Here is a 21,828-nt window from a genome sequence, read left to right on the forward strand (position 1 = left end):
CGAGTGGCATGGATTGCGATTATGAACGCACTCTCGCCAACGGAAGGGCAGGGTTCCCGGCGTTCCTCGAAGATATCGAAGCCTATCTCGAAAGCGTCGACCTGCCGGTAGATGTGCTGACCAAGGTCATGATCGCGTTCGACGAACTGGTCAGCAACATCCTCGAACACGGCAAGCAGCAGGACACGCCGCGCATCACCGCCTGCCTCAATGTCAGGCACGAGGAAATTACGGTCGACCTGATCGACGATGGCAAGCCTTTCGATCCGTTGACCCTCGAAGCGCCCGACACGTCGCTTGCGGTGGAAGAGCGCGAGATCGGCGGCCTTGGCATCCATATCGTGCGCCGGATCATGGACCGCGTGGAATATGCGCGCGAGGGCGAATGCAACCGGCTACGTTTCGCTAAGAAATTGCCCCTAGGATAACAGCCTCGAAGATCAGCACATTTCAGCAGGCGTCAGGGGAAACGGCCTTGTTCATCCAGCCGCGGGGACACTCCAGCGCGCCCGAATCAGGCGAAGACCGCCTTGTCGTCTGCCAGTGCGAGTCGCTTGGCCTGTGCGTGCGCGCGCTCGTTCCCTTTGCCGCGGGCGATGTGCTCGACAGGTTCAACGGCGAAGTCAGCGCGGATCTGTTGCAGCACAGCCTGCAGGTCTCGCCCGGGATGCATGTCCACGACACGCGCTTCGTCGGCTACCTCTCGCATGGCTGCGAACCCAATTGCCGCCTCGACATGGAGCGTTTCGAACTCGTCGCGCTGCGGGATATCGCTTCTGGCGAAGTGCTGACCATCGATTATGCCGCGACGGAGGACGTTCTCTATCGGCAGTTCGCGTGCCATTGTGCCGCGCAGCGCTGCCGCGTGTGGATCACCGGGCGCGCTGAAGATGCGAATGAGGAGGGCCGGCGATTTCTGGACGGGCAGGTCAAGCCGCAGAAGCGATGAGCGTGCCGCAGCGGGGCTCGGTAGCCGGGACCGCGCCGTGGTGGGCGCGACCCGATCTGCACTATCGCGAAGGGCGCCTGCACTTCGCGGGCCATGACGTCGCCGCGCTGGCAGGCGAGAGCGACGGTCCGCTGTTTCTCTATTCGCTAGCGCGTGTCGAAGCCAACCTCGACCGGGTGATCGCAGCCCTTGCCGAGACCGGCTGCGCCTCCACGGTCTATTACGCGATGAAGGCCAACCGCTTTGCGCCCCTGCTGGAGCGGCTGTCGGGAAGCGGAAAATGCGGCGTCGATATCTGCTCTCCCGGCGAACTGGACCAAGCCCTTGCCTGCGGTTTTGCGCCCGGGCAGATCAGCTTTACCGGCACCGGCGTCACGCCGCGCGATCTGGAGCGGCTGCTGGCCCACCCCGAGCTTACCATCAATTGCGACACCATGGGCATGATCCGGCGCATCGGTGAACGCACACCCGGTCGGGAGATCGGCATTCGCGTCAATCCCGGGCGCGGCACCGGCTATGGCGATGCCGAGAAGCTGACTTATGCCGGAGGACGAACGACCAAGTTCGGCATCTACCGCGAGCAGTGGGGCGAGGCCCTGGCGCTGGCCCGGCAGTATGGGCTGACGATCTCCTCGCTGCATTTCCATGTCGGCTGCGGCTACCTGACCGACCAGTTGGAGACCTGGAACCTGGCTGTCGCGGAAGCGTTCCGTTTCCTTGACGAAGCACCACAGGTGCGCACGGTCAATGTCGGTGGCGGGCTGGGGCTACCCCATCGCCCGGGCGACAGCCCGCTCGATCTGGAGCGCTGGGCCGCGATCCTGCGCCGTCATTTCGCCGGTCGGGACCTGCGTATCGCCGTTGAACCGGGAGACTATATCGCCAAGGATGCCGGGATGCTCGTGCTTCCCGTCACCGATGTCGAGCGCAAGCGTGATACCCGTTTCGTTTTCGTCGGCGGGGGCTTCAATCTCCATCCGGAACCCGCCTTCTACGACCTGCCGTGCGAGCCGGCTCCCTGCCTGCTGCGCGGCGACGGCGCAGCGTCGGCGGAGCGGGTGACGGTTGCCGGCAACATCAATGAAGCGCTCGACATCTGGGCTGCCGACACACTCCTTCCGCCCGTTGAGGAGGGGGACTTCATCGCCTTTCTCAATGCCGGTGGCTACGGCTCGGCGATGAGCTCCAACCACTGCATGCGCGGCACCTTCACCGAACGCGCCTTATAGGCGCCGTGCTGCCCCCGGAGCCGGGCGGTTGCCGAAAACTTGCGATGGGCACTGCGAAAGCGGGGTGTTATCAGCATCCTCGAATCGGTTCTTGCCGATTCACCTTGATCGCGCCGGTGCCCCGTAACAGGGGCTTAATCGGGAATGCGGTGCGGGAAGGGGATTCCTTTCCCAAGTCCGCGGCTGTCCCTGCAACTGTAAGCGGATAGCGCGATGCACAGGGCTTTTCATGCGCCATGGGCGTCTGGGAAGCAGCCACTGGGCCGAATGCGGCGTGCCGCACATGGGCCTGGGAAGGCGTGCATCAAGCTGTGACCCGCGAGCCAGGAGACCTGCCGGCGTCTGGTCGCTCTTGCCCTGGTCCAGGGGATGGCCGCGGCACGGTGAACTCCGTCTGAGCGACGAACCTGTGGCCGGGGCCGCAGCGGACTGGCGTGTCGATCGGCCCTGGCGTCCGGTTGCCTGCGCCTTCCGGCCGTTCGCCTGAGCGGTTCGTCCCGACCTTGTCGCAAGACGCCGGAGGACGAAAACGCATCATGGCTCAACCGCCGCAAAATGCCCGACCCAACCTGCGCCGCCGGATAGGTTGGCTCTTCGGCCCGCTCGTGGCCGCCAATATCGCCGCCTGGATATGGGCTTTATCGCTCTTCCACGATCAGCCGCTCATGCTCGGGACGGCCTTGCTCGCATGGGGGCTGGGCCTGCGCCACGCCGTGGATGCCGACCATATCGCAGCCATCGACAACGTGACCCGCAAGCTGATGCAGGACGGCCAGCGCCCGGTCGCCGTCGGTTTCTGGTTCGCCGTCGGCCATTCCGGCATCGTCACCATCGCGGCCATAGCCATCGCCCTGACGACGAGCGCGCTGGCGCAGTTCGAAAGCTTCAAGCAGGTCGGCGGTCTCGTGGCCACCTCGATCTCGGCGGTCTTCCTGTTTTCGATCGCTGCGATGAACCTGATCATTCTGCGCAACGTCTGGAAGACCTTCGCCCATGTTCGCGCCGGGGGCGCCTATGTCGAGGAAGACCTCGACATGCTGCTGGGCAATCGCGGACTGATGGCAAGGATCTTCCGGCCGATGTTCCGGCTGATTACCCGCAGCTGGCACATGGCCCCGCTGGGCTTCCTGTTCGGACTGGGTTTCGACACCGCGACCGAAGTCGCCATCCTCGGCCTTTCGGCCGGGCAGGCGGCGGACGGGCTTTCCATCGGTACGATCCTCGTCCTGCCCGTGCTCTTCGCAGTGGGCATGGCGCTGATCGATACCGCGGACGGCGTGGTCATGCTCGGCGCCTACGAGTGGGCTTTCGTCAAGCCGATCCGCAAGCTCTATTACAACATCACCATCACTCTGATTTCTGCGCTCGTGGCCATCGTCATCGGCGGGATCGAGACTGTCGCCCTGATCGGGGAGAAGCTGGGGCTGACCGGCAGCCTGTTCGGCATTGCGGGCGAGCTGGGCGAGAATTTCAACAGCCTTGGGTTCGCCATCATCGGCCTTTTCGTGCTGTGCTGGCTGGCCAGCTTTGCGATCTACCGCTGGAAGCGCTTCGACGACATCGAAGTGCGCGTCTCGGCATGATAACAGGCCCGGAAGCGATTGGCTTGCCGACCAATCTGTTCTAGGGCCTCGCTCCGGCGCACGGATCGATTCTGTGCACCGAAAGATCGCGCCGGTGCCCCGAAGGGGGCTTAATCGGGAATGCGGTGCGGGAGGGGCTTCCTTCCCAAATCCGCGGCTGTCCCTGCAACTGTGAGCGGATAGCGCGATGCACACGGCTCCCTTCGTTACGCGAAAGGGGCGGCCACTGGATGACGCCGCAAGGCGATCCGGGAAGGCGTGCATCAAGCAGTGACCCGCAAGCCAGGAGACCTGCCGGCGCACCGGTCGCTCTTGCCTTGATCCAGGGGATGGTCACGGCACGGTAATTCTTCCGTCTGAGCGACGAAGCTGTGCGGCTGGGGCTGCACGGTCGCGTGGTAACGGGTGCCTTTTCGCGCCCGCCCGTCGTCGCGCGTCGGTCGGACTCGTTCCGGCAAGCCCTGCCGTTGTCGCCATGGCGCTTGGGGAATTGCCGATGCCTGACCTGTCCAAGGTCCCCGTAACGATCATCACCGGCTTTCTGGGCGCGGGTAAGACCACGCTCATCAGCCATCTCATCCGCAATGCCGGTGGTCGCCGCTTGGCCGTCGTCGTCAACGAATTCGGCACGCTGGGCGTCGACGGAGATATCCTGAAGTCCTGTGCCATCCCCGATTGCCCGGCAGAGAACGTCGTCGAACTGGCCAATGGTTGCATCTGCTGCACCGTCGCAGACGACTTCATCCCCACTGTCGAGAAGCTCCTGGCGCTTGAGCCGCGGCCCGATCACATCCTGATCGAGACGTCGGGGCTCGCGCTGCCCAAGCCGCTGCTCAAGGCTTTCGACTGGCCCGCGATCCGCAGCCGTATCACCGTCGACGGCGTGCTGGCGCTTGCCGATGCCGAGGCCGTGGCCGACGGGCGGTTCGCACCCGATCTCGCCGCGCTCGAGGCGCAGCGTGCGGCCGATCCGGAAATCGATCACGAGACCCCGCTGTCCGAAGTCTTCGAGGACCAGCTCGCCTGTGCCGACATGGTGCTGCTGACCAAGGCCGACCTTGCCGGCGCCCAGGGCCTGGCGCGGGCGCGCGAAGTCATCGCTGCCGAGGCACCGCGACCGGTTCCGGTCATCGAACTGAGCGAAGGCGTCGTCGATCCGCGCGTTATCCTCGGACTTGGCGCTGCTGCAGAGGACGACATTGCCGCGCGTCCTTCGCACCACGATGGCGAGGACGATCACGAACACGAGGACTTCGACAGCGCCGTCATCGAACTGGGCGAGATTGCCGATCCTGCCGCTCTCACCGCACGCATAGAGACCCTGGCGAGCGATCACCGGGTGCTGCGCGTAAAGGGCTATGTCGCGGTTGCCGGCAAGCCGATGCGCATGCTGGTGCAGGCGGTCGGCGCGCGGGTGCGCAGCCATTACGACCGCCCCTGGCGCCCCGACGAAGCCCGTGTCACCTCGCTGGTCGCCATTGCCGAGCACGATCACCTCGATCCCGTTGCGATAAGGGCCGCGCTGCAGGGCTGAGGCCGCGATGCACGTCATCTTCCGCGAGACCCACGGGATCGAGGAAGCCTCCGTTCCGCAGGATCTGGGGCAGGCTCCGGCCGATCTCGTGGTGCTGTCCTTCTCGGACAGCGACCTTGGCGCATTCGCTGCCGGGTGGCGCAGTGCGCGCGATGCGGGGGACAATCCGCCGTCGCTGCGGCTCGCCAATCTTGCGGCACTGACGCATCCGCTTTCGGTCGACACTTATGTCGAGCGCACGCTCGCAGGTGCGAGGGCGATCCTGGTCCGGATCATCGGCGGGCTGCCTTACTGGACTTACGGTCTCCAGCAGGTCGAGGCGCTGGCACGTTCGCGCGGGATCGCCCTTGTCGTGCTGCCCGCAGACGGGCGCGAGGACGAAAGGCTCGATGCCGTTTCGACCGTTTCCGTCCCCATTCTGCGCGAACTGACCCGTTTGTGCGATGTCGGAGGAGCTGTCGCGGCGCGGGCGGCGCTTGCGCGTCTTGCGCAAGCGTGCGGATTGCGGGGGCATGCCCAGCTCGGTCAGGATATCCGAACCATCAAGGCGCTGCCATCTGCCGGAGCCTGGCTTCCGGGAGATGACACCACCTGTCCGGCGGCCTTCGCTCTGACGGCGATGCGCCCGCGCGTGCTGCTTACGTTCTACCGATCCTATCTCAGCTCCGCCGATCTCGAACCTTTCGAGGCGCTGTACGCAGCCTTGACCGCGCGCGGTTTCGATGTGCTGGGCCTATACGTGCCTTCGCTGAAGGCCCTCGAAGTTCGCGGCTGGGTGGATCGCTGGGTGAGGGCGCTTCACCCCGCGGCGGTGATCAATGCGACCGCTTTTTCCGCGCGTGACGATGCAGGCGCCACGCCTCTCGATGGCGCCGGAGTTCCGGTATTCCAGATTGCGCTGGCGACGAGCGGGCGGCAGGCTTGGCAGGAGGCCTCGCGCGGTCTGTCTCCGGCCGACCTTGCCATGCATGTCGTGCTTCCCGAGGTAGACGGCCGCATCTTCGCCGGCGTCGCCAGCTTCAAGGAGGCCGCGGCGCGCGACGACGACCTCGAATTTTCGCGCAGTGCCCACCGCGCCGAGCCATCGCGGATCGAGGCGATCGCCGATCGCGTCGCGGGGTGGGTCGCGCTGGGACGCAAATCCGCGGCCGAGCGGCACCTTGCGATGGTTCTTTCGACTTATCCCGGCAAGGGCTACCAGATGGCGCACGCCGTCGGGCTGGACGCGCTGGCTTCCGCCGATGCGATCCTTACCGATCTGATGCAGGCCGGTTACGCGGTCGAATGCGGGCACGACCTCGTCGCCGGTCTCGGCATGGCAGGGACAAGCTGGTCGCTCGATGCCTATCGCGAGGCTCTTGCGCGTTTGCCCGAGGCGTTGCAGGCCGATCTGGCGGAAGCCTGGGGCGAACCCGAAGAGGATCCCGCCGTTGCCGACGGGGCTTTCCATTTCCGCGCGGTCGAACTGGGCCATGCCCTTGTCGCCCTGCAACCCGAGCGCGGCTGGGCCTCAGAGCGCGACGACGATTACCACGACGTCTCGCGCTGCCCGCGCCATGCCTATGTCGCGTTCTACCTGTGGTTGCGTGAGCGCCGGGTCGATGCGCTCGTCCATCTCGGTGCGCACGGGACGCTGGAATGGTTGCCCGGCAAGTCGGTCGCGCTCGGCGATGCCTGCTGGCCCGAGGCGCTGACCGGTTCCCTGCCGGTCATCTATCCCTTCATCGTCAACGATCCCGGCGAAGCGGCACAGGCCAAGCGCCGGATCGGCGCGGTGACGCTGGGACATGTGCCGCCGCCGCTCGCGCCTTCACGGGAAGGTGCCGGGTTGGCCCGCCTCGAAGCGCTGCTCGACGAGTTCTCCAATGCCGACGGGCTCGACCCGGCGCGGCGCGACAGGCTGCAGTCGGCCATTCGCGAGGAAGCGCAGGCGCTGGGTCTGGAAGCGGAACTCGGCCTCGATGGGGCGACCTCGCTGGTCGAGGCGATCACCCGCATCGATCGCTTCGTGTGCGACGTGAAGGAAAGCCAGTTCGGCGACGGGCTCCATGTGTTCGGCCGCGGGGATCAGGGCGAGGCGGAGCGCAGCGGTCTGCTCGCCGCTTTGGCCGGACGACGGGTGGCCGCGGGGCCTTCCGGCTCCCCATGGCGGGGGCGCAGCGATGTCCTGCCGACTGGGCGCAACCTCTTCGCGGTCGATCCGCGCGCGGTGCCTTCGCGCTCGGCCCATGCGCAAGGCGTCGTCCTTGCCAAAGAACTGATCCGTCGCCACTTGCAGGACCATGGCGACTATCCGCGCGGGCTGGTGGTCGATCTCTGGGGCTCTGCGACGATGCGCACGGCGGGCGAGGAATTCGCCATGGCGCTCCACCTGCTCGGTGCGAAACCGGTTTGGGACAATGCGTCCGAACGCGTGACCGGGGTAGAGATCCTGCCGCTGGCCATGCTCGACCGGCCCCGTATCGACGTGACCTTGCGTGTCTCCGGCCTGTTTCGCGATGCCTTCCCGGTCCTCGCCACGCTGTTCGGAATGGCAGTCCGCTCGCTGTCCGAAAGGGACGAGACGCCGGAATGGAACCCGTTTGCCGGCAAGGCGGTTGCCCCGCGCGTCTATGGCCCCCGCCCGGGGCGCTACGGCCTCGGTCTGCGCGATACGGCCGATACCTATACCGACGAGGCGCGCAGGGCCGCCGGCGAAGCGTGGCTCGCGGCGTCCGACCATGCGCTCGACCAGCAGGGCGATGCGCATGATCCGGCAGGACTGCGCGACCGCGTCGCCGGGGCTGACGCTTTCGTGCACCTGCAGGACCTGCCCGAGACCGACCTGCTGCTCGCTGCCGATTATGCTGCGCACGAGGCGGGGTTTGCCGCCGCGCAATCTGTCGCAGGTGGCAAGGCGGCACTCTACCACCTCGACAGTCGCGATCCCGCCCGGCCGAGTGCCCGGACCCTGACAGAGGAAATCGCGCGCGTCGTGCGGGCGAGGGCGGCCAATCCAGGCTGGGTCGCCGGGATGATGCGCCACGGCTTTCGCGGCGCTGCGGAACTCGCGGCGACGCTCGACCACTTGGGCGCCTTCGCGCACCTTTCCGCTTCGGTCCCGTCCCAGTTGTTCGATCTCTATCACGACGCGACGCTCGGCGAGCCGGACGTGCGCGCGTTCCTCGGACGCGAGAATCCCGAAGCGCTGGCCGCGATGGAAGCCCGCTTTGCCGCGCTTCATGCCGCGGGCCTGTGGCAGACGCGGCGCAATTCGATCCTCGCCGGTATGGGCGGCGGACAATGAGCGGGTTCGCGATCAGGGGCTGGTGTCCGGATGCCTGGCACCCGATGGTGGCGGGAGACGGCTTGCTGGTGCGGGTGCGCCCGCGCCTCGGGCGCCTCGATCGCGATCAGGCGCTGGGCCTTTGCGATGCCGCGCTGACCTTCGGCAATGGCCTGATCGACCTGACCAGCCGCGCCAACTTCCAGCTGCGCGGGGTGAGCGAGGTCGTGTGGCCTGCGCTCGTCGAAAGACTTGTCGAACTGGAACTCGTCGAGGCCGATCCTGTCAGGGAGATAAAGCGCAACATTCTCGTCTCGCCGCTCTGGCAGGACGCCGACGATACGGTGCGGATCGCCACCGAACTCATCGCAAGGATCGCAGAACTGCCGGAACTGCCCGGCAAGGCCGGCTTCGTCATCGATGCCGGGCCGGTTCCTGTCCTGCTGGGTGAAGCGGGTGATTTCCGGATCGAGCGTGCGGCCAGTGGCGGGCTGATACTGCGCGCGCAGGGCCGGACCTCGGGCGTCGATGTGCCCCCGGGCACCGAAGTCGACCGCCTGATCGCCATGGCGCGGTGGTTTGCCGAAAACGGCGGGCTCGATGTCGGTCGCATGAGCCGGTTCGCCGCCGAACTTCCCGACTGGGCGCAAGGCTCCGTCAAGCCGGCTCCAGCGGCAGGCGCATTTCGCCCGGGACCGACGCCTACAGGTGCGGCGTGGGGCGTGCCATTCGGTCAGGTCTCGGCACTGGCGCTGGCCCGCCTGATCTCGGACCCGGCGGCTACTGCGCTGCGTGCCACTCCGTGGCGGTTGCTCATCGTCGAGGGCGCGACCTTCGCGCCGGTCGAGGAACTGGTCGACGATCCGCAGGATCCGCTCCTGCGCGTCGATGCCTGTCCGGGGGCCCCATCGTGCCCGCAGGCGAGCGTCGAGACCCGAGAGCTGGCGCGCGGCATCGCGCCGCAGGTGACGGGGCGCCTGCACGTCTCGGGCTGCGCGAAGCTCTGCGCAGCGACCGGGCGCGCCGATGTGACGCTGACCGGCCGCGAGGGCCGATACGATTTTTCGGGCGAGGGGCGTGAGCGCCTCGCTCTTGGCCGGGACGAGGTCCTGGCTCTTTTCGGAGCAGGCTGATGCCGCATGACTATGAAACCGATGGCGCGGCGATCTATCGCCAGTCCTTCGCCACGATCCGGGCCGAGGCCGACCTGACGGCCTTTTCGCCCGACGAAGAACCCGTGGCGGTGCGCATGATCCATGCCGCCGGCATGGTGGAGCTTGGCCGCCACGTCCGCTTCTCGCCGGGATTTGCACAAGCCGCGCGTGCGGCGCTGGCTGGCGGCGCACCGATCCTGTGCGATGCGCACATGGTTTCCGAAGGCATTACCCGGGCCCGCCTGCCGGCGGACAATGCGGTGTTGTGTACGTTGCGCGCACCCGAAGTGCCCGAGTTGGCGAAAGCCATGGGCAACACACGTTCCGCCGCAGCCCTGGAGCTGTGGCGTCCGCACCTGAAAGGCGCACTGGTCGCCATCGGCAATGCCCCCACGGCGCTGTTCCACCTGCTCAACATGCTGGAAGATCCGACTTGTCCGCGCCCGGCAGCGATCATCGGTTGCCCGGTCGGCTTTGTCGGCGCGGTGGAATCGAAGGCCGCGCTCTGGGTCGCGCCGCCGGCGCCGTGCTGTGTGGTCGAAGGTCGGCTGGGCGGCAGCGCGATCACCGTGGCTGCCGTCAACGCGCTTGCGAGCCGCGCCGAATGAGCGGGGCTGTAACCTGCGGCACCGTCCATGGGGTCGGCCTCGGCCCCGGCGCGGTGGACCTGCTCAGTGTCCGGGCCGACCGGCTGGTGCGCTCTGCCCGCCATGTCGCCTATTTCCGCAAGGCGGGCAGGCCGGGACACGCACGGCGCATTGCCGGCGAACTGCTGCGCCCCGACGTGATCGAGATTGCGCTGGAATACCCGGTCACCACAGAGATCCCCTTCGACGATCCGCGCTACAAGGCCTGCCTTGCCGAATTCTACGAGCAGAGCACCGAGCGACTGCTGGCGCTTGCCCGCAAGGGTGAGGATATCGTGGTCCTCTGCGAGGGCGATCCCTTCTTCTACGGGTCGTTCATGCACCTGCATTCGCGCCTGACCGGGCACGTTCCGGTCGAGGTCGTGCCCGGGATCACTGGCATGTCGGGGGCGTGGAATGCGACGAATGTGCCGATCACATGGGGCGATGATGTCCTGACCGTTGTCACCGCGACATTGCCCGAAGCCGATCTGGAGCGGCGTATCCGCGATACCGATGCGCTGGTGGTGATGAAGATCGGACGCAACCTTGCCAAGCTGCGCCGCGCCGTCGCGGCGGCCGGGCGAGAGCAGGACGCGTGGCTGGTCGAGCACGCGGCGATGCCGAACCAGCGTGTGACCCGCCTGGCCGAAGCGGAGAACGTGACGCCCTATTTCTCGATCCTGCTGATTCACGGACAGGGACGTCGGCCGTGAACGCTGCGCAGGATCGGGGCTGGGTCTGCATCGCCGGGCTGGGGCCGGGCGACGAGGCGCTGGTGACGGGCGAGGTCACGCAGGCGCTGGCCGAGGCGACTGACGTCATCGGCTACATTCCCTACGTTGCGCGGATCGCCGCGCGCGAAGGGCTGACCTTGCATCCCTCCGACAACCGGGTGGAACTGGACCGCGCATCCCATGCGCTCGACCTTGCCGCTCGGGGGCGGCGCGTCGTCGTCGTGTCTTCGGGCGATCCGGGCGTCTTTGCGATGGCCTCGGCCCTGTTCGAAGCGCTGGAAGCCGGGCCGTCAGCCTGGCTCGATATCGATATCCGCGTGCTGCCCGGAATTACCGCGATGCTTGCCGCCAGCGCCCGGGTTGGTGCGCCGTTGGGCCACGATTTCTGCGCGATAAACCTTTCCGACAATCTCAAGCCCTGGGACCTGATCGAAAAGCGCCTGCGGCTTGCCGCCGAGGCGGATTTCGCGATGGCGTTCTACAACCCGCGCTCGAAGTCGCGCCCCGCCGGTTTCGAACGCGCACTGAAGGTGCTGCGCGAGGTTTGCGGGCCGGAGCGGCCGATTCTCTTCGCCCGCGCGGTCACCACGCCTGACGAGGACTTGCGGATCGTGACCCTTGGAGAAGCGCGGCCGGAGATGGCCGACATGCGCACCGTCGTGATCGTGGGGTCGAGCCGTACCCGCATCATCGCGCGCGAAGCCGGACCGATCCTCTATACGCCGCGTTCGGCGATGGAAGCCGCCGCGTGATCCAGCCATTGCAGGACGTCTGCCGGATCATGCACTTCGTGCCGCTCGGGAATGGCGGGGCGGTCGATCATCGTCACCGGCAGGCCCAGTTCGCGGGCCGCCGCGAGCTTGGCCTGCGCGCCGGTTCCTCCGGCATTCTTGCACACGACGACCTCGATGGCGTGCTCACGCATCAGCCTGATGTCGCCTTCGACGGTGAAGGGGCCGCGATCGACAACGAGGCTGTGGCGCGGCAATGGCGGCGCGGCTTCGGGCGCATCGACGAAGCGCAAGAGATAATGATGCTGCGGCTGCGCGACGAATTCGGCGACATGCATGCGGCCCAGCGCCAGCATGATCCGGCGGGCAGGCCCGGCAAGCCCGGACACGGCAGCGCCGACATCCGCTACATGGCTCCAGCGATCGCCTTGCTGCGGTGCCCAGGCGGGGCGGGTGAGAGCGATCAGCGGCGTTCCGGCAAGGCGCGCGGCGGCTACGGCATTCGCGCTCATGGTCGCGGCGAAGGGATGCGTCGCGTCGATCAGGTGGGTCACCCGGTTCTCCCGCAGCCAGTCGGCAAGGCCATCCGCGCCTCCGAAACCGCCGACGCGCACCGGGACCGGCTGCGCACGCGGGCTGGCCGTTCGACCCGCGTAGCTGAGCGTCGTGTCCACTCCGGACCCGGCGAGCAGGCCGGCCAGCGCGCTGGCCTCGGTGGTACCGCCCAGAAGGAGAACTTTCGGCATGGCTGACACTTCCTCCTTCACTGACTCCGGCCCGTGGCTGACGATCCTCGGCATCGGCGAGGACGGGGCGGAGGGGCTTTCGGCGGCGGCGCGCGATGCACTGGCGCGGGCCGAACTTGTGATCGGCGCCCCCCGGCACCTGTCGCTGCTGCCCGCGCTTAATGGCCGCGCAGAGGAATGGCCAGTGCCCTTTGCGCTCGGCATCGAGCGGCTCCTGGCCCATCGTGGCAAGCGCGTGGTCATGCTCGCCTCGGGCGATCCCTTCTGGTTCGGCGGCGGAGCCCCGGTAACGCGCCACCTGCGCGCGGGCGAATGGATCGCACATCCTGCGCCTTCGACATTCTCGCTGGCCGCGGCGCGTCTGGGATGGTCGCTGCAGGATACGGTGTGCCTTGGCCTGCATGCCGCGCCCCTGGCGCGCCTGCGCCCGCATCTGGCTGCTGGTCGCAGGATACTGGTCCTGCTGCGGGACGGAGACGCGGCGGGCGATCTGGCCCGCTATCTGATCGGTCAGGGCTTCGGTGCCTCGGAGCTGCATATCCTTGAGGCGCTGGGCGGCCCGCGCGAGCGCGTGCGATGCGTGCGCGCCGAGGCGCTTGCCTTCGGCGATGTCGCACATCCAGTCGCAGTCGGCATTGCCTGCGCCGGGCAGGGGCGTGCCCTGCCTTGCGCATCGGGACTGGCCGACGATCTGTTCGACCACGACGGCCAGATCACCAAGCGCCCGGTACGCGCCCTGACGCTCTCCGCGCTCGCTCCCGTCCCGGGGGAAACCTTGTGGGACATCGGCGCGGGATCGGGCTCGATTGCAGTGGAGTGGCTGCTGCGCCACCCCGCGAACCGCGCGGTTGCGTTCGAAAGCGATCCCGTGCGGGCGGAGAGGGCAAGGGCCAATGCCCTTGCGCTGGGCGTCGACAGGCTCGAGGTGGTCATCGGTCGTGCGCCCGAAATCCTCGATCAGCGATCGGATGACGCGCCCGATGCCGTTTTTATCGGCGGGGGCCTGTCGCAAACGCTGCTGGAAACCTTGTGGGCGAGACTTCCTGCCGGCACCCGGCTCGTCGCCAATGCCGTAACGCTGGACTCAGAGGCCCTGTTGGCCCAGTGGCAGGCCGGGAAGGGCGGCGATCTCCTGCGGATCGAACTGGCCCACGCCGCGCCGCTCGGCAATCGCCGAGGCTGGCGTGCGAGCTTTCCCGTCGTGCAGTGGAGCATCGTTCTGTGATCGTCGCCGGTTTCGGATTCCGGCAGGGCGCGACCCTGCAGTCGATAGAGGACGCGTTGGCGCTGGCACAGCAGTTCTCGCCGCGGGTGACCCTGCTCGCGACGGCGGCGGACAAGGCGGTGAGCCCGGAAATGGCGCGACTGGCTGCAGTCCTCGGCCTGCCGCTGACGGGCGTTTCGGGGCAGGTGCTTGCCCGCATCGCCACGCCCACCCGGTCGGAGGCAAGCCTTGCCAGCCACGGCACCGGCAGCGTGGCGGAAGCCAGCGCCCTGGCCGCCGCCGGCCCCGGCGCGCAACTGATCGCGATGCGCCACATCTCCCCCGATCGCATGGCGACATGCGCCATCGCCCAAGGATTGACCCCATGACCGTACACTTCATCGGCGCCGGCCCCGGTGCGCCCGACCTCCTGACCTTGCGCGGGCGTGACCTCATCGCGGCCTCGCCGGTCTGCCTCTATGCCGGGTCGCTGGTGCCTGCCGCAGTGCTCGATCACTGTCCGCCCGGCGCACGCATCGTGAACACCGCGCCGCTCGATCTCGATGCGATCATGGCCGAGATCGCAGCGGCCCACACTGCCGGGCAGGACGTGGCGCGGCTCCATTCGGGCGATCTCTCGGTATGGTCGGCGATGGGCGAGCAGTTGCGGCGGCTGCGGGCCATGGACATTCCCTTCACGGTGACGCCGGGCGTGCCCGCTTTCGCCGCGACCGCAGCAGCGCTGGAAACCGAGCTGACATTGCCGGGCCTGTCGCAGTCGCTCGTCCTGACCCGGACCTCGGGCCGGGCCAGTGCGATGCCGGAGGGAGAGAGCCTGATCAATTTTGCCGACACTGGCGCGACGCTGGCGATCCACCTGTCGATCCACAACCTTGCCCGGGTCGTGGCCGACCTGTCCCCGGCCTATGGGCCCGACTGCCCGGTGGCTGTCGTCTGGCGCGCGAGCTGGCCGGACCAGCGGATCGTGCGCGGCACTCTTGAAACCATCGAGACAGACGTCGCGGGCAGCATGGAGCGCACCGCGCTGATCGTCGTCGGGCGGGTACTGGCCGGGGAGGGCTTCGACGAAAGCTGTCTCTATTCCACCGGTTATGACCGTCGGTTCCGTCCGCAGGATGCGTCTTCGCGCTTTGCCGGAGGGGTCGAATGAGCACGCCCGGACTGCTCGTCGCCGCGCCGACCTCAGGGACGGGCAAGACCACCGTGATGCTCGGCCTGCTGCGTGCGTTGAGCGAGAGCGGCAGCACGGTCCAGCCGTTCAAGAGCGGGCCGGACTACATCGATCCTGCGTTCCACCGGGCCGCCTGCGGGAATGCCTCGTTCAATCTCGACAGCTGGGCGATGGACGCCGGCATGCTGGATGCCGTCGCGGCGATGGCGGCCGGGGCGGATATTGCCGTGGCCGAGGGCTCGATGGGCTTTTACGACGGTGTCGCCACGCGCGGGGCGACCGGCAATGGTGCCAGTGCCGACATCGCCCGGCGCATGGGCTGGCCGGTGGTCTTCGTCCTCGACGTATCCGGCCATGCCCAGTCTGCCGCGGCGACGGCGCTGGGCTTTCGCCGTTTCGATGCCCGCATTCCCTTTGCCGGGGTAATCCTCAACCGTGTGGCAAGCCCGCGCCACGAACGCCTTGTGCGGCGAGGGATGGAGGCGATCGGAATGCCGGTGCTGGGGGCATTGCCGCGGCGCGGCGACCTCACCCTGCCGGAACGCCACCTCGGGTTGGTGCAGGCCGCCGAGCATCCCGAGCTTGACCGCAAGATCGCCGACTATGCCGCTTTCCTGCGCGAACACGCGGACCTGCCGGAGATCCGCAAGGCGGCAAGGGCTCTCGACCGCGGTGAGGGCGCGGGCCTGCCGCAGCCTCCCGCGCAGCGTATCGCCCTGGCCCAGGACGAGGCGTTCTCGTTCATCTACCCGCACATGCTGGAAGGCTGGCAGCGGGCCGGGGCCGAGATCCTGCCTTTCTCTCCGCTGGCGGACGAGGCGCCCGACAAGAGTGCGGACCTGGTCTGGTTGCCGGGCGGCTATCCCGAGCTTCACGCCGGTCGGATCGCCGCTGCATCGCGCTTCCTTGCCGGTCTGCGCCGCCATGCCGAGACCCGTCCGGTGCACGGCGAATGCGGTGGCTACATGGTGCTGGGCGAAGCCCTCGTCGACAAGGAAGGGGAGCGTCACCCCATGGCCGGCCTGCTCGGCCTCGTGACGAGCTATGCGCAGCGCAAGATGCATCTGGGCTATCGCAGTGCCCGCCTGCTTGCGCCGGTTGCCAATCTGACCGCTGGCACCCGCCTGCGCGGGCATGAGTTCCACTACTCGACGATTATCGAGCAGCCCGACGAGCCTCTGGCCGAAGTGACCGATGCCGATGGCAATGCCGTGCCCGAAACCGGTTCGCGGCGCGGCCGCGTGACCGGGACGTTCTTCCACCAGATCGCACCCTACGCATGATCTCGCTCAGCCTTATCGGGATCGGCACCGGCAATCCCGACCACCTGACCATGCAGGCGCGGCGGGCGATGAACGGGGCCGACCTGATCCTGCTGCCGCGCAAGGGCGAGGCCAAGGCGGACCTGCTCGACTTGCGCCGGGGCATCTGCGTGCAAGTGCTGGAGCGGCCCGTCCGTGTCGTCGAGTTCGACCTTCCGGTCAGGTCCGCGAATGGCGACTATCTTGGCGCGGTCAACGACTGGCACGATGCCATCGCCCGGACGTGGTCGCGGGAAATCGCCCGGAACCTGCCGCAGGGCGGGCATCTGGCGCTGCTCGTTTGGGGCGACCCCTCGCTCTACGACAGCACCTTGCGCATCGCCGCGCGCCTGCAGGATGACGGAATGGATCTGGGGATCGAAGTCGTCCCCGGCATCACCAGCGTCCAGGCCCTGACCGCGGCGCATGCGATTGCGCTCAATCGCCTTGCCGAACCGTTTGTCGTCACCACCGGCAGGCAGCTACGCGACAGGGGCTGGCCGCAAGGGACCAATGTGGTCGTCGTCATGCTCGACGGGGGCTGTGCCTTTGAAACGCTGGAGCCAGAGGGTATCGAGATCTGGTGGGGGGCCTATCTCGGCATGGAGCACGAGGCGCTGATCCACGGACCCTTGCCTGAGGTTGCCAACCGCATTGTCGAGGCTCGTAAGGCATTGAGGGAGCGCCACGGCTGGATTATGGATACCTACCTGATGCACCGGACCTTCAACGATCAGACCGGGGCAGGGGGATAGTCATGACACAGCCGCCCCCCAGCTTCGATGAAGCGTTTGCCGCGCAGCTGGAGCAATTGCTGCACTGGCGGCGCGATGTCCGGCATTTCGATACCCGTGCCATTCCCGAAGACGATATCGAGCATTTGCTTCGCTGCGCCAGTCTGGCTCCGTCGGTGGGCAATTCGCAGCCATGGCGCTTTGTTCGGGTGCACAGCCCCGCCTTGCGCGAACGACTGGCCGGCCACGTCGACGAACAGAGTGCGCGCGCTGCCGAGCGCTACTCCGATGCGAAGCAGCGCGAACACTACAAGTCGCTCAAGCTGCACGGTGTGCGCGAAGCGCCCGAAATCATGGCGGTGTTCTGCGATGGGGAGCCGGTGGCGGGCAAGGGGCTGGGCATCGCGACAATGCCCGAGATGCTCGATTATTCCGTAGTAATGGCGATCCACACCATGTGGCTGGCCGCGCGGGTGCGGGGGATCGGCATGGGCTGGGTCTCGATCGTCGATCCGAAGTTCGTGGGCGGGCTTCTCGATGCGGCGCCTTCCTGGCGGCTCATCGCGATCCTGTGCATCGGCTATCCCTGCGAAGCAGCCGCGACGCCCGAGCTCGAAGAACGTGGCTGGCAGGCCCGGGAAGCCTGGTTGGAGCGCACTTTCGAGAAGTAAGGGGCAGGCGAAAGCCTGTTCTGCCAGTGGTCAGTCAATAAACAATGGATGGCCCGCCCACTGGTGGCGGTGCATTCATCCCGCAGTGCGGTCTTCCCCGAATTTAAGGTAAGTCAGCACCATCTCGCCGAGTTCGCGCAGCAAGGTTTCCCAGTCCTGCTCGTCAGGAACGGGCTCCATCGAATCGATGCTCAGTTGGCGGACAAGCGTTGCGAAGATGATGCGCACGACCATGAGCGCTTTCGTTTCGATATGTCCGCGGATCTCTTGCCGGTAGTGTGCCAGTCCCGCCGCCAGCACCGCAGCCGCTTCCGCCTGACGTCTGCTGCCACTGCGGGAGACTTCCGGGTCAACCGAAGCCCGTCTCATCGCCAGACGCAGCATCAGAGCGTTTGCGAGCAGGATCTGCGAGAAGGCGCGGACATATCCGGGAATGTAAGCGTCGAGATTGTCCGAAGCCGATAGGGTGTCGGCGAATGCGCGCTCTTCGGTTTCGCCCATCATCGCCAGTTCACGGCCGATAACGGCCCGGATCAGTTCGTCCTTGCCCTCGAAGCGATGATAGATCGATCCGGTCGAAACCTTGCCGAGACTGCTGACTTCCTGAAGCGTGAAATCCTCGCCCCCGCGCTCGATCATGAGTGTCTTGGCTGCGGTGAGCATCCGGTCCAGCGAAGCCTGGCTGCGGGGCTGCAAAGGCTTGCGGACATCGGTCAATATCGCCGCGAGGGCCTGTTCGGCACTGGCCCCTTCGGTCTTACTGCCTGTTGCGGCCAAGTTCGTGTCTGGCTTGGGTCTGCTCATCACTTCCCTGTAATCCGGCCCGATGGACTGGTCTTCTTCGTTGGCACGTCTATCTTCGTGGGGGCCCCGATAGTGCGATCCAAGTACAACAGATCAGCCAATCCGCAAGGATTGCAACACGATTCGGTCCTCATCTTGGAAATCGTGTCCCGATTTCGCCTTTTGAACCGGGATGCCGATAGCTTCCAAAAGCACGCATTACTGTTTCACCGATGCGCCCGGTCAATCGATATGTTGTCGGTCCGGCTGCCGGACTGACGGGATCGCTGCAGTATCCGGATGCAAAAAGCCCGCCGCCTGCATGTGCAAGCGGCGGGCTTTTCATGTCGGTATCAGCTGATCTCAGAAGCGGTTGACGTAGTTCTCGCACCATTCCTGACGACCGGACTTCGGTTCCGGCGCACGGTTGGACTGCACCGCGATATCGGCGATGGAGGCAAGGGTAGCCTCGGGTGCGTGGATCATGCGGCCCAGTTCGCCCTTCCAGCCTGCGTAGCGCTCTGCCCGGAACGCCTCGAGGCGGCCGTCCTCGATCATCGCGGCAGCACGCAGGAAAGCCCGGGCGATCGTGTCGACACCGCCGATGTGGCCGTGCAGCAGATCGGCTGCATCGATCGACTGGCGGCGGACCTTGGCGTCGAAGTTGAAGCCGCCGGTGGTGAAGCCGCCGGCGCGGATCACTTCCAGCATCGCCAGCGTGAGTTCCTCGACCGAGTTGGGGAACTGGTCGGTGTCCCAGCCATTTTGCGGATCGCCGCGGTTGGCATCGATCGAGCCGAAGATGCCGAGCGCGCGCGCCATCGCCAGTTCGTGCTCGAAGGTATGGCCCGAGAGCGTCGCGTGGTTCGCCTCGATGTTGACCTTCACTTCGTTCTCGAGGCCGAAGCGCTTGAGGAACGCATAGACGGTCTGCGTGTCGAAATCGTACTGGTGCTTGGTCGGCTCATGCGGCTTGGGTTCGATCAGGATGGTGCCGGTGAAGCCGATGCGGTGCTTGTGGTCGACCACAAGCTGCAGGAAGCGCCCGAAGTTCTCCTGCTCGATGCCGATCTCGGTATTCAGGATCGTGTCGTAGCCCTCGCGGCCGCCCCACAGGACGTAGTTGGAACCGCCGAGGCGATGGGTGGCTTCCAGCGCATCGCGCACCTGCATGGCCGCCCAGGTGTAGACTTCCGGATCGGGATTGGTGGCAGCGCCTGCCATGTAGCGCGCATGGCCGAAGAGATTGGCGGTGCCCCACAGCAGCTTGCGGCCGTGCCTGGCCTGCAGTTCTTCGAGGTGATCGACAGCTTCGGCAAAGCTGGCGCGGAAGCCGGTCGCATCTTCGGCATCCGCCATCACGTCCACGTCGTGGAAGCAGTAGAAGGGCAGGTCGAGCTTCTCGACGAAGGCAAGCGCGGCTTCGCGCTTGGCGCGTGCGGCTTTGGCGTCGTTCGGTCCCGTGTGCCACGGACGGGTGAACGTGCCCGCTCCGAAGACGTCGCTGCCCGGCCAGCAGAAGGTGTGCCAGAAGCAGACGGCAAACCGCAGGTGGTCTTCGAGCCGCTTGCCCATGACGACGCGGTCCTTGTCGTACCAGCGATAGGCAAGGTCGTTCGCGCTTTCCGGGCCTTCGTAACGGACCGTGTCGAACTCGGCGAAATATTCAGCAGACATCCTTGGTATTCCTTTCACAGATCGCGAACGGCCGCGTAGGCGCGGCGGAATTTCTCAAGCTTGGGGGCAAGGCGCTCGGCCAGCAGGGGATCGGGATCGATGGCATCGACGACAGCCGGGCGGGTACAGGCTTCGGCCGCCGAAGCAGCGGTGGCGGCCATCATCGCGAGCTTTGCGGCACCAAGGGCAGGGCCGACTTCGCCGCCATCGAGGTATTCGAGCCGGACGTCGAGCGCGGCGGCAAGGATCGAACCCCAGTAGCGCGACCGGGCACCACCGCCGATGACCGACAGGGTCGAGACATGGGTCCCCGCCTCGCGCAGCGCGGCCAGCCCGTCGGCATGGGCGAAGGCCACGCCTTCCAGCACTGCCGCGGCCAGTCTGCCCTGACCGGTCTCGTTGTCAGCGCGCAGGAAGGCACCGCGCACATGCGCATCGTTGTGCGGGGTGCGCTCGCCCGAAAGATAGGGGAGGAACAGTTCCGGCCCGCTTGCCGCGCCCGCCTGCTCGGCGAGCGTGAACAGGTCGGCCGGTGCGCCCAAGCCCATGAAGCGCGCGGCCCAGTCGACGCAGGATGCGGCGGAAAGATGGACGCTCATCTGGTGCCACATGGCCGGGAGGCAGTGACAGAAGGCATGGACCGCCTGCCCGGGATTGGGGCGGAACTGTTGCGTGGCCACGAAGATCACGCCCGAAGTGCCGAGCGAAAGCAGGGCATCGCCGTCCGAGATCATCCCGATTCCCGCTGCACCGCCGGCGTTGTCGCTGGCGCCAGCCGCGACGGGCACACTGGCCATGCCCCATCGCGAGGCCACATCGGGACGCAACTGGCCGCTCACTTCGCTGCCTTCGAACAGACACGGCATGTGCTCGCGCAAGAGGCCCGTAGCCGACAGGACGGCATCGCTCCAGTCGCGCCGGGCAACGTCGAGCCAGAGGGTGCCCGCGGCATCGGACATGTCGCTCGCCTTCTCGCCGGTCATGGCAAGGCGGACGTAGTCCTTGGGCAGCAGGACCGTGCGGACCTTGGCAAAGATCTCGGGTTCGTGGCGGCGGACCCATTGCAGCTTGGGTGCGGTGAAACCCGGCATCATCAGGTTTCCGGTGATCTGCCGCGAATGGGGTTCGGCTGCTTCAATCTCTTCGCATTCGCGAAAGCTGCGCCCGTCGTTCCAGAGGATGGCGGGGCGCAAGGGACGATCGTCGGCGCCCAGCAGGGTCGCGCCGTGCATCTGCCCGGCAAGTCCGATGGCCTGAACCCTGGCGCGCAGATGCGCCGACAGTCCCTGCACGGCTGCCTCGGTCGCGGCCCACCAGTCGTCGGGCGACTGCTCGGACCACAGCGGCTGCACACGCGAGACCGTCAGCGACGAGGATGCCTGGTCGCACACGGTTCCCGCCGTGTCGATAAGCACGGCCTTTACGCCGGACGTGCCAATGTCGATTCCCAGAAACATGCCCTGAACTGCTCTCCCGTCCGATTCACGATCGTTCTTGTGCCGAGAGAGATAGCGCTAACATTCACCTGATGGCAAGAGCGCAAGAGCAAGTGAGCGCGGTGATTTTATCACAGCGCTCACTTGAGAAGGGGATTTGCGGCGGCTTGAGGCGGTCGTTGCGACCCGAAGCCGATCGCCGCACTGCGCCTTGCCGAGACCGCGGGGAAGAGCGGCTGCCGAAGCCCAGGTCGCGCGCAGATCGTGCCCACGCCC

At 66.7% G+C, this 21,828-nt stretch carries 20 protein-coding genes and 2 riboswitches; of the genes, 16 read left to right on the forward strand and 4 right to left on the reverse strand.

Annotated elements, in window-relative coordinates; all coding sequences use genetic code 11:
* The first annotated feature begins 8 nt into the window (after window positions 1-8).
* The 10 genes from B5483_RS02115 to cobJ all read left to right on the forward strand — a co-directional run bounded on the left by B5483_RS02115 (window position 9) and on the right by cobJ (window position 11,829).
* Window positions 9-428 carry an ATP-binding protein gene (locus tag B5483_RS02115; protein WP_054947293.1) on the forward strand — a complete coding sequence of 140 codons (420 nt, stop codon included), beginning with the start codon at window positions 9-11 and terminating at the stop codon, window positions 426-428.
* Window positions 429-475: 47 nt separating this feature from the next.
* Window positions 476-949, forward strand: coding sequence for an SET domain-containing protein-lysine N-methyltransferase (locus tag B5483_RS02120; protein ID WP_054947294.1), 474 nt, complete (start codon window positions 476-478; stop codon window positions 947-949).
* On the forward strand, window positions 946-2,178 hold the full coding sequence (locus B5483_RS02125) for a diaminopimelate decarboxylase (RefSeq protein WP_079729333.1): 1,233 nt from the start codon (window positions 946-948) through the stop codon (window positions 2,176-2,178). The genes B5483_RS02120 and B5483_RS02125 overlap by 4 nt, the downstream gene beginning before the upstream one ends.
* A 97-nt stretch (window positions 2,179-2,275) precedes the next feature.
* Window positions 2,276-2,532: riboswitch (cobalamin riboswitch) on the forward strand.
* 182 nt (window positions 2,533-2,714) lie between these two features.
* Window positions 2,715-3,761 carry a HoxN/HupN/NixA family nickel/cobalt transporter gene (locus B5483_RS02130; protein WP_054947296.1) on the forward strand — a complete coding sequence of 349 codons (1,047 nt, stop codon included), beginning with the start codon at window positions 2,715-2,717 and terminating at the stop codon, window positions 3,759-3,761.
* Between the two features lie 75 nt (window positions 3,762-3,836).
* Window positions 3,837-4,074, forward strand: a riboswitch (cobalamin riboswitch).
* Between the two features lie 183 nt (window positions 4,075-4,257).
* On the forward strand, window positions 4,258-5,295 hold the full coding sequence (gene cobW / locus B5483_RS02135) for a cobalamin biosynthesis protein CobW (RefSeq protein WP_054947297.1): 1,038 nt from the start codon (window positions 4,258-4,260) through the stop codon (window positions 5,293-5,295).
* A gap of 7 nt (window positions 5,296-5,302) precedes the next feature.
* Window positions 5,303-8,581 (forward strand): cobaltochelatase subunit CobN, encoded by a 3,279-nt coding sequence (cobN, locus tag B5483_RS02140; RefSeq protein ID WP_079729334.1) that lies wholly within the window; start codon window positions 5,303-5,305, stop codon window positions 8,579-8,581.
* Window positions 8,578-9,693 carry a cobalamin biosynthesis protein CobG gene (locus B5483_RS02145; RefSeq protein WP_079729335.1) on the forward strand — a complete coding sequence of 372 codons (1,116 nt, stop codon included), beginning with the start codon at window positions 8,578-8,580 and terminating at the stop codon, window positions 9,691-9,693. The genes cobN and B5483_RS02145 overlap by 4 nt, the downstream gene beginning before the upstream one ends.
* A complete protein-coding gene (locus B5483_RS02150; RefSeq protein ID WP_079729336.1) occupies window positions 9,693-10,322 on the forward strand; it encodes a precorrin-8X methylmutase in 630 nt (209 codons plus the stop codon). Before B5483_RS02145 ends, B5483_RS02150 begins: the two co-directional genes overlap by 1 nt.
* Window positions 10,319-11,056 carry a precorrin-2 C(20)-methyltransferase gene (gene cobI, locus B5483_RS02155; protein WP_079729337.1) on the forward strand — a complete coding sequence of 246 codons (738 nt, stop codon included), beginning with the start codon at window positions 10,319-10,321 and terminating at the stop codon, window positions 11,054-11,056. Before B5483_RS02150 ends, cobI begins: the two co-directional genes overlap by 4 nt.
* Window positions 11,053-11,829, forward strand: a complete 777-nt coding sequence (cobJ, locus tag B5483_RS02160; RefSeq protein WP_079729338.1) for a precorrin-3B C(17)-methyltransferase — start codon at window positions 11,053-11,055, stop codon at window positions 11,827-11,829. Before cobI ends, cobJ begins: the two co-directional genes overlap by 4 nt.
* Here the strand turns inward: cobJ and B5483_RS02165 are convergent.
* The gene (locus B5483_RS02165; RefSeq protein ID WP_079729339.1) at window positions 11,793-12,554 is read right to left on the reverse strand and encodes a cobalt-precorrin-6A reductase; all 762 of its coding nucleotides are present in this window, start codon (window positions 12,552-12,554) and stop codon (window positions 11,793-11,795) included. The two genes, cobJ and B5483_RS02165, sit on opposite strands and share 37 nt — an antisense overlap.
* Here B5483_RS02165 and B5483_RS02170 point away from each other — a divergent pair.
* From B5483_RS02170 to bluB, 6 genes are read left to right on the forward strand one after another with little or no spacing between them, the layout of a single operon-like run.
* Window positions 12,553-13,779, forward strand: a complete 1,227-nt coding sequence (locus B5483_RS02170; protein ID WP_054947304.1) for a bifunctional cobalt-precorrin-7 (C(5))-methyltransferase/cobalt-precorrin-6B (C(15))-methyltransferase — start codon at window positions 12,553-12,555, stop codon at window positions 13,777-13,779. The genes B5483_RS02165 and B5483_RS02170 overlap by 2 nt on opposite strands.
* Entirely contained in the window at window positions 13,776-14,147 is a 372-nt protein-coding gene (locus tag B5483_RS02175) for a cobalamin biosynthesis protein (RefSeq protein WP_079729340.1), read from the forward strand. Before B5483_RS02170 ends, B5483_RS02175 begins: the two co-directional genes overlap by 4 nt.
* Complete coding sequence (gene cobM / locus B5483_RS02180; RefSeq protein WP_079729341.1) at window positions 14,144-14,929, forward strand: precorrin-4 C(11)-methyltransferase; 786 nt, start codon at window positions 14,144-14,146, stop codon at window positions 14,927-14,929. The genes B5483_RS02175 and cobM overlap by 4 nt, the downstream gene beginning before the upstream one ends.
* On the forward strand, window positions 14,926-16,233 hold the full coding sequence (locus B5483_RS02185) for a cobyrinic acid a,c-diamide synthase CobB (protein ID WP_079729342.1): 1,308 nt from the start codon (window positions 14,926-14,928) through the stop codon (window positions 16,231-16,233). Before cobM ends, B5483_RS02185 begins: the two co-directional genes overlap by 4 nt.
* Window positions 16,230-17,006: a precorrin-6A synthase (deacetylating) gene (gene cobF, locus B5483_RS02190; protein WP_079729343.1), complete on the forward strand. Its 777-nt coding sequence runs from the start codon at window positions 16,230-16,232 to the stop codon at window positions 17,004-17,006. The genes B5483_RS02185 and cobF overlap by 4 nt, the downstream gene beginning before the upstream one ends.
* A gap of 2 nt (window positions 17,007-17,008) precedes the next feature.
* On the forward strand, window positions 17,009-17,656 hold the full coding sequence (gene bluB / locus B5483_RS02195; protein ID WP_079729344.1) for a 5,6-dimethylbenzimidazole synthase: 648 nt from the start codon (window positions 17,009-17,011) through the stop codon (window positions 17,654-17,656).
* Window positions 17,657-17,731: 75 nt separating this feature from the next.
* Here the strand turns inward: bluB and B5483_RS02200 are convergent, their stop codons facing one another.
* From B5483_RS02200 to xylB, 3 genes are all read right to left on the reverse strand, one after another.
* Complete coding sequence (locus B5483_RS02200) at window positions 17,732-18,460, reverse strand: TetR/AcrR family transcriptional regulator (RefSeq protein ID WP_079729345.1); 729 nt, start codon at window positions 18,458-18,460, stop codon at window positions 17,732-17,734.
* Window positions 18,461-18,802: 342 nt separating this feature from the next.
* Window positions 18,803-20,116, reverse strand: coding sequence for a xylose isomerase (xylA, locus tag B5483_RS02205; RefSeq protein WP_054947311.1), 1,314 nt, complete (start codon window positions 20,114-20,116; stop codon window positions 18,803-18,805).
* Between the two features lie 14 nt (window positions 20,117-20,130).
* Entirely contained in the window at window positions 20,131-21,573 is a 1,443-nt protein-coding gene (xylB, locus tag B5483_RS02210; RefSeq protein WP_079729346.1) for a xylulokinase, read from the reverse strand.
* Window positions 21,574-21,828: the final 255 nt, after the last annotated feature.

The sequence above is a fragment of the Novosphingobium mathurense genome (genome assembly GCF_900168325.1).
Taxonomy (GTDB): domain Bacteria; phylum Pseudomonadota; class Alphaproteobacteria; order Sphingomonadales; family Sphingomonadaceae; genus Novosphingobium; species Novosphingobium mathurense.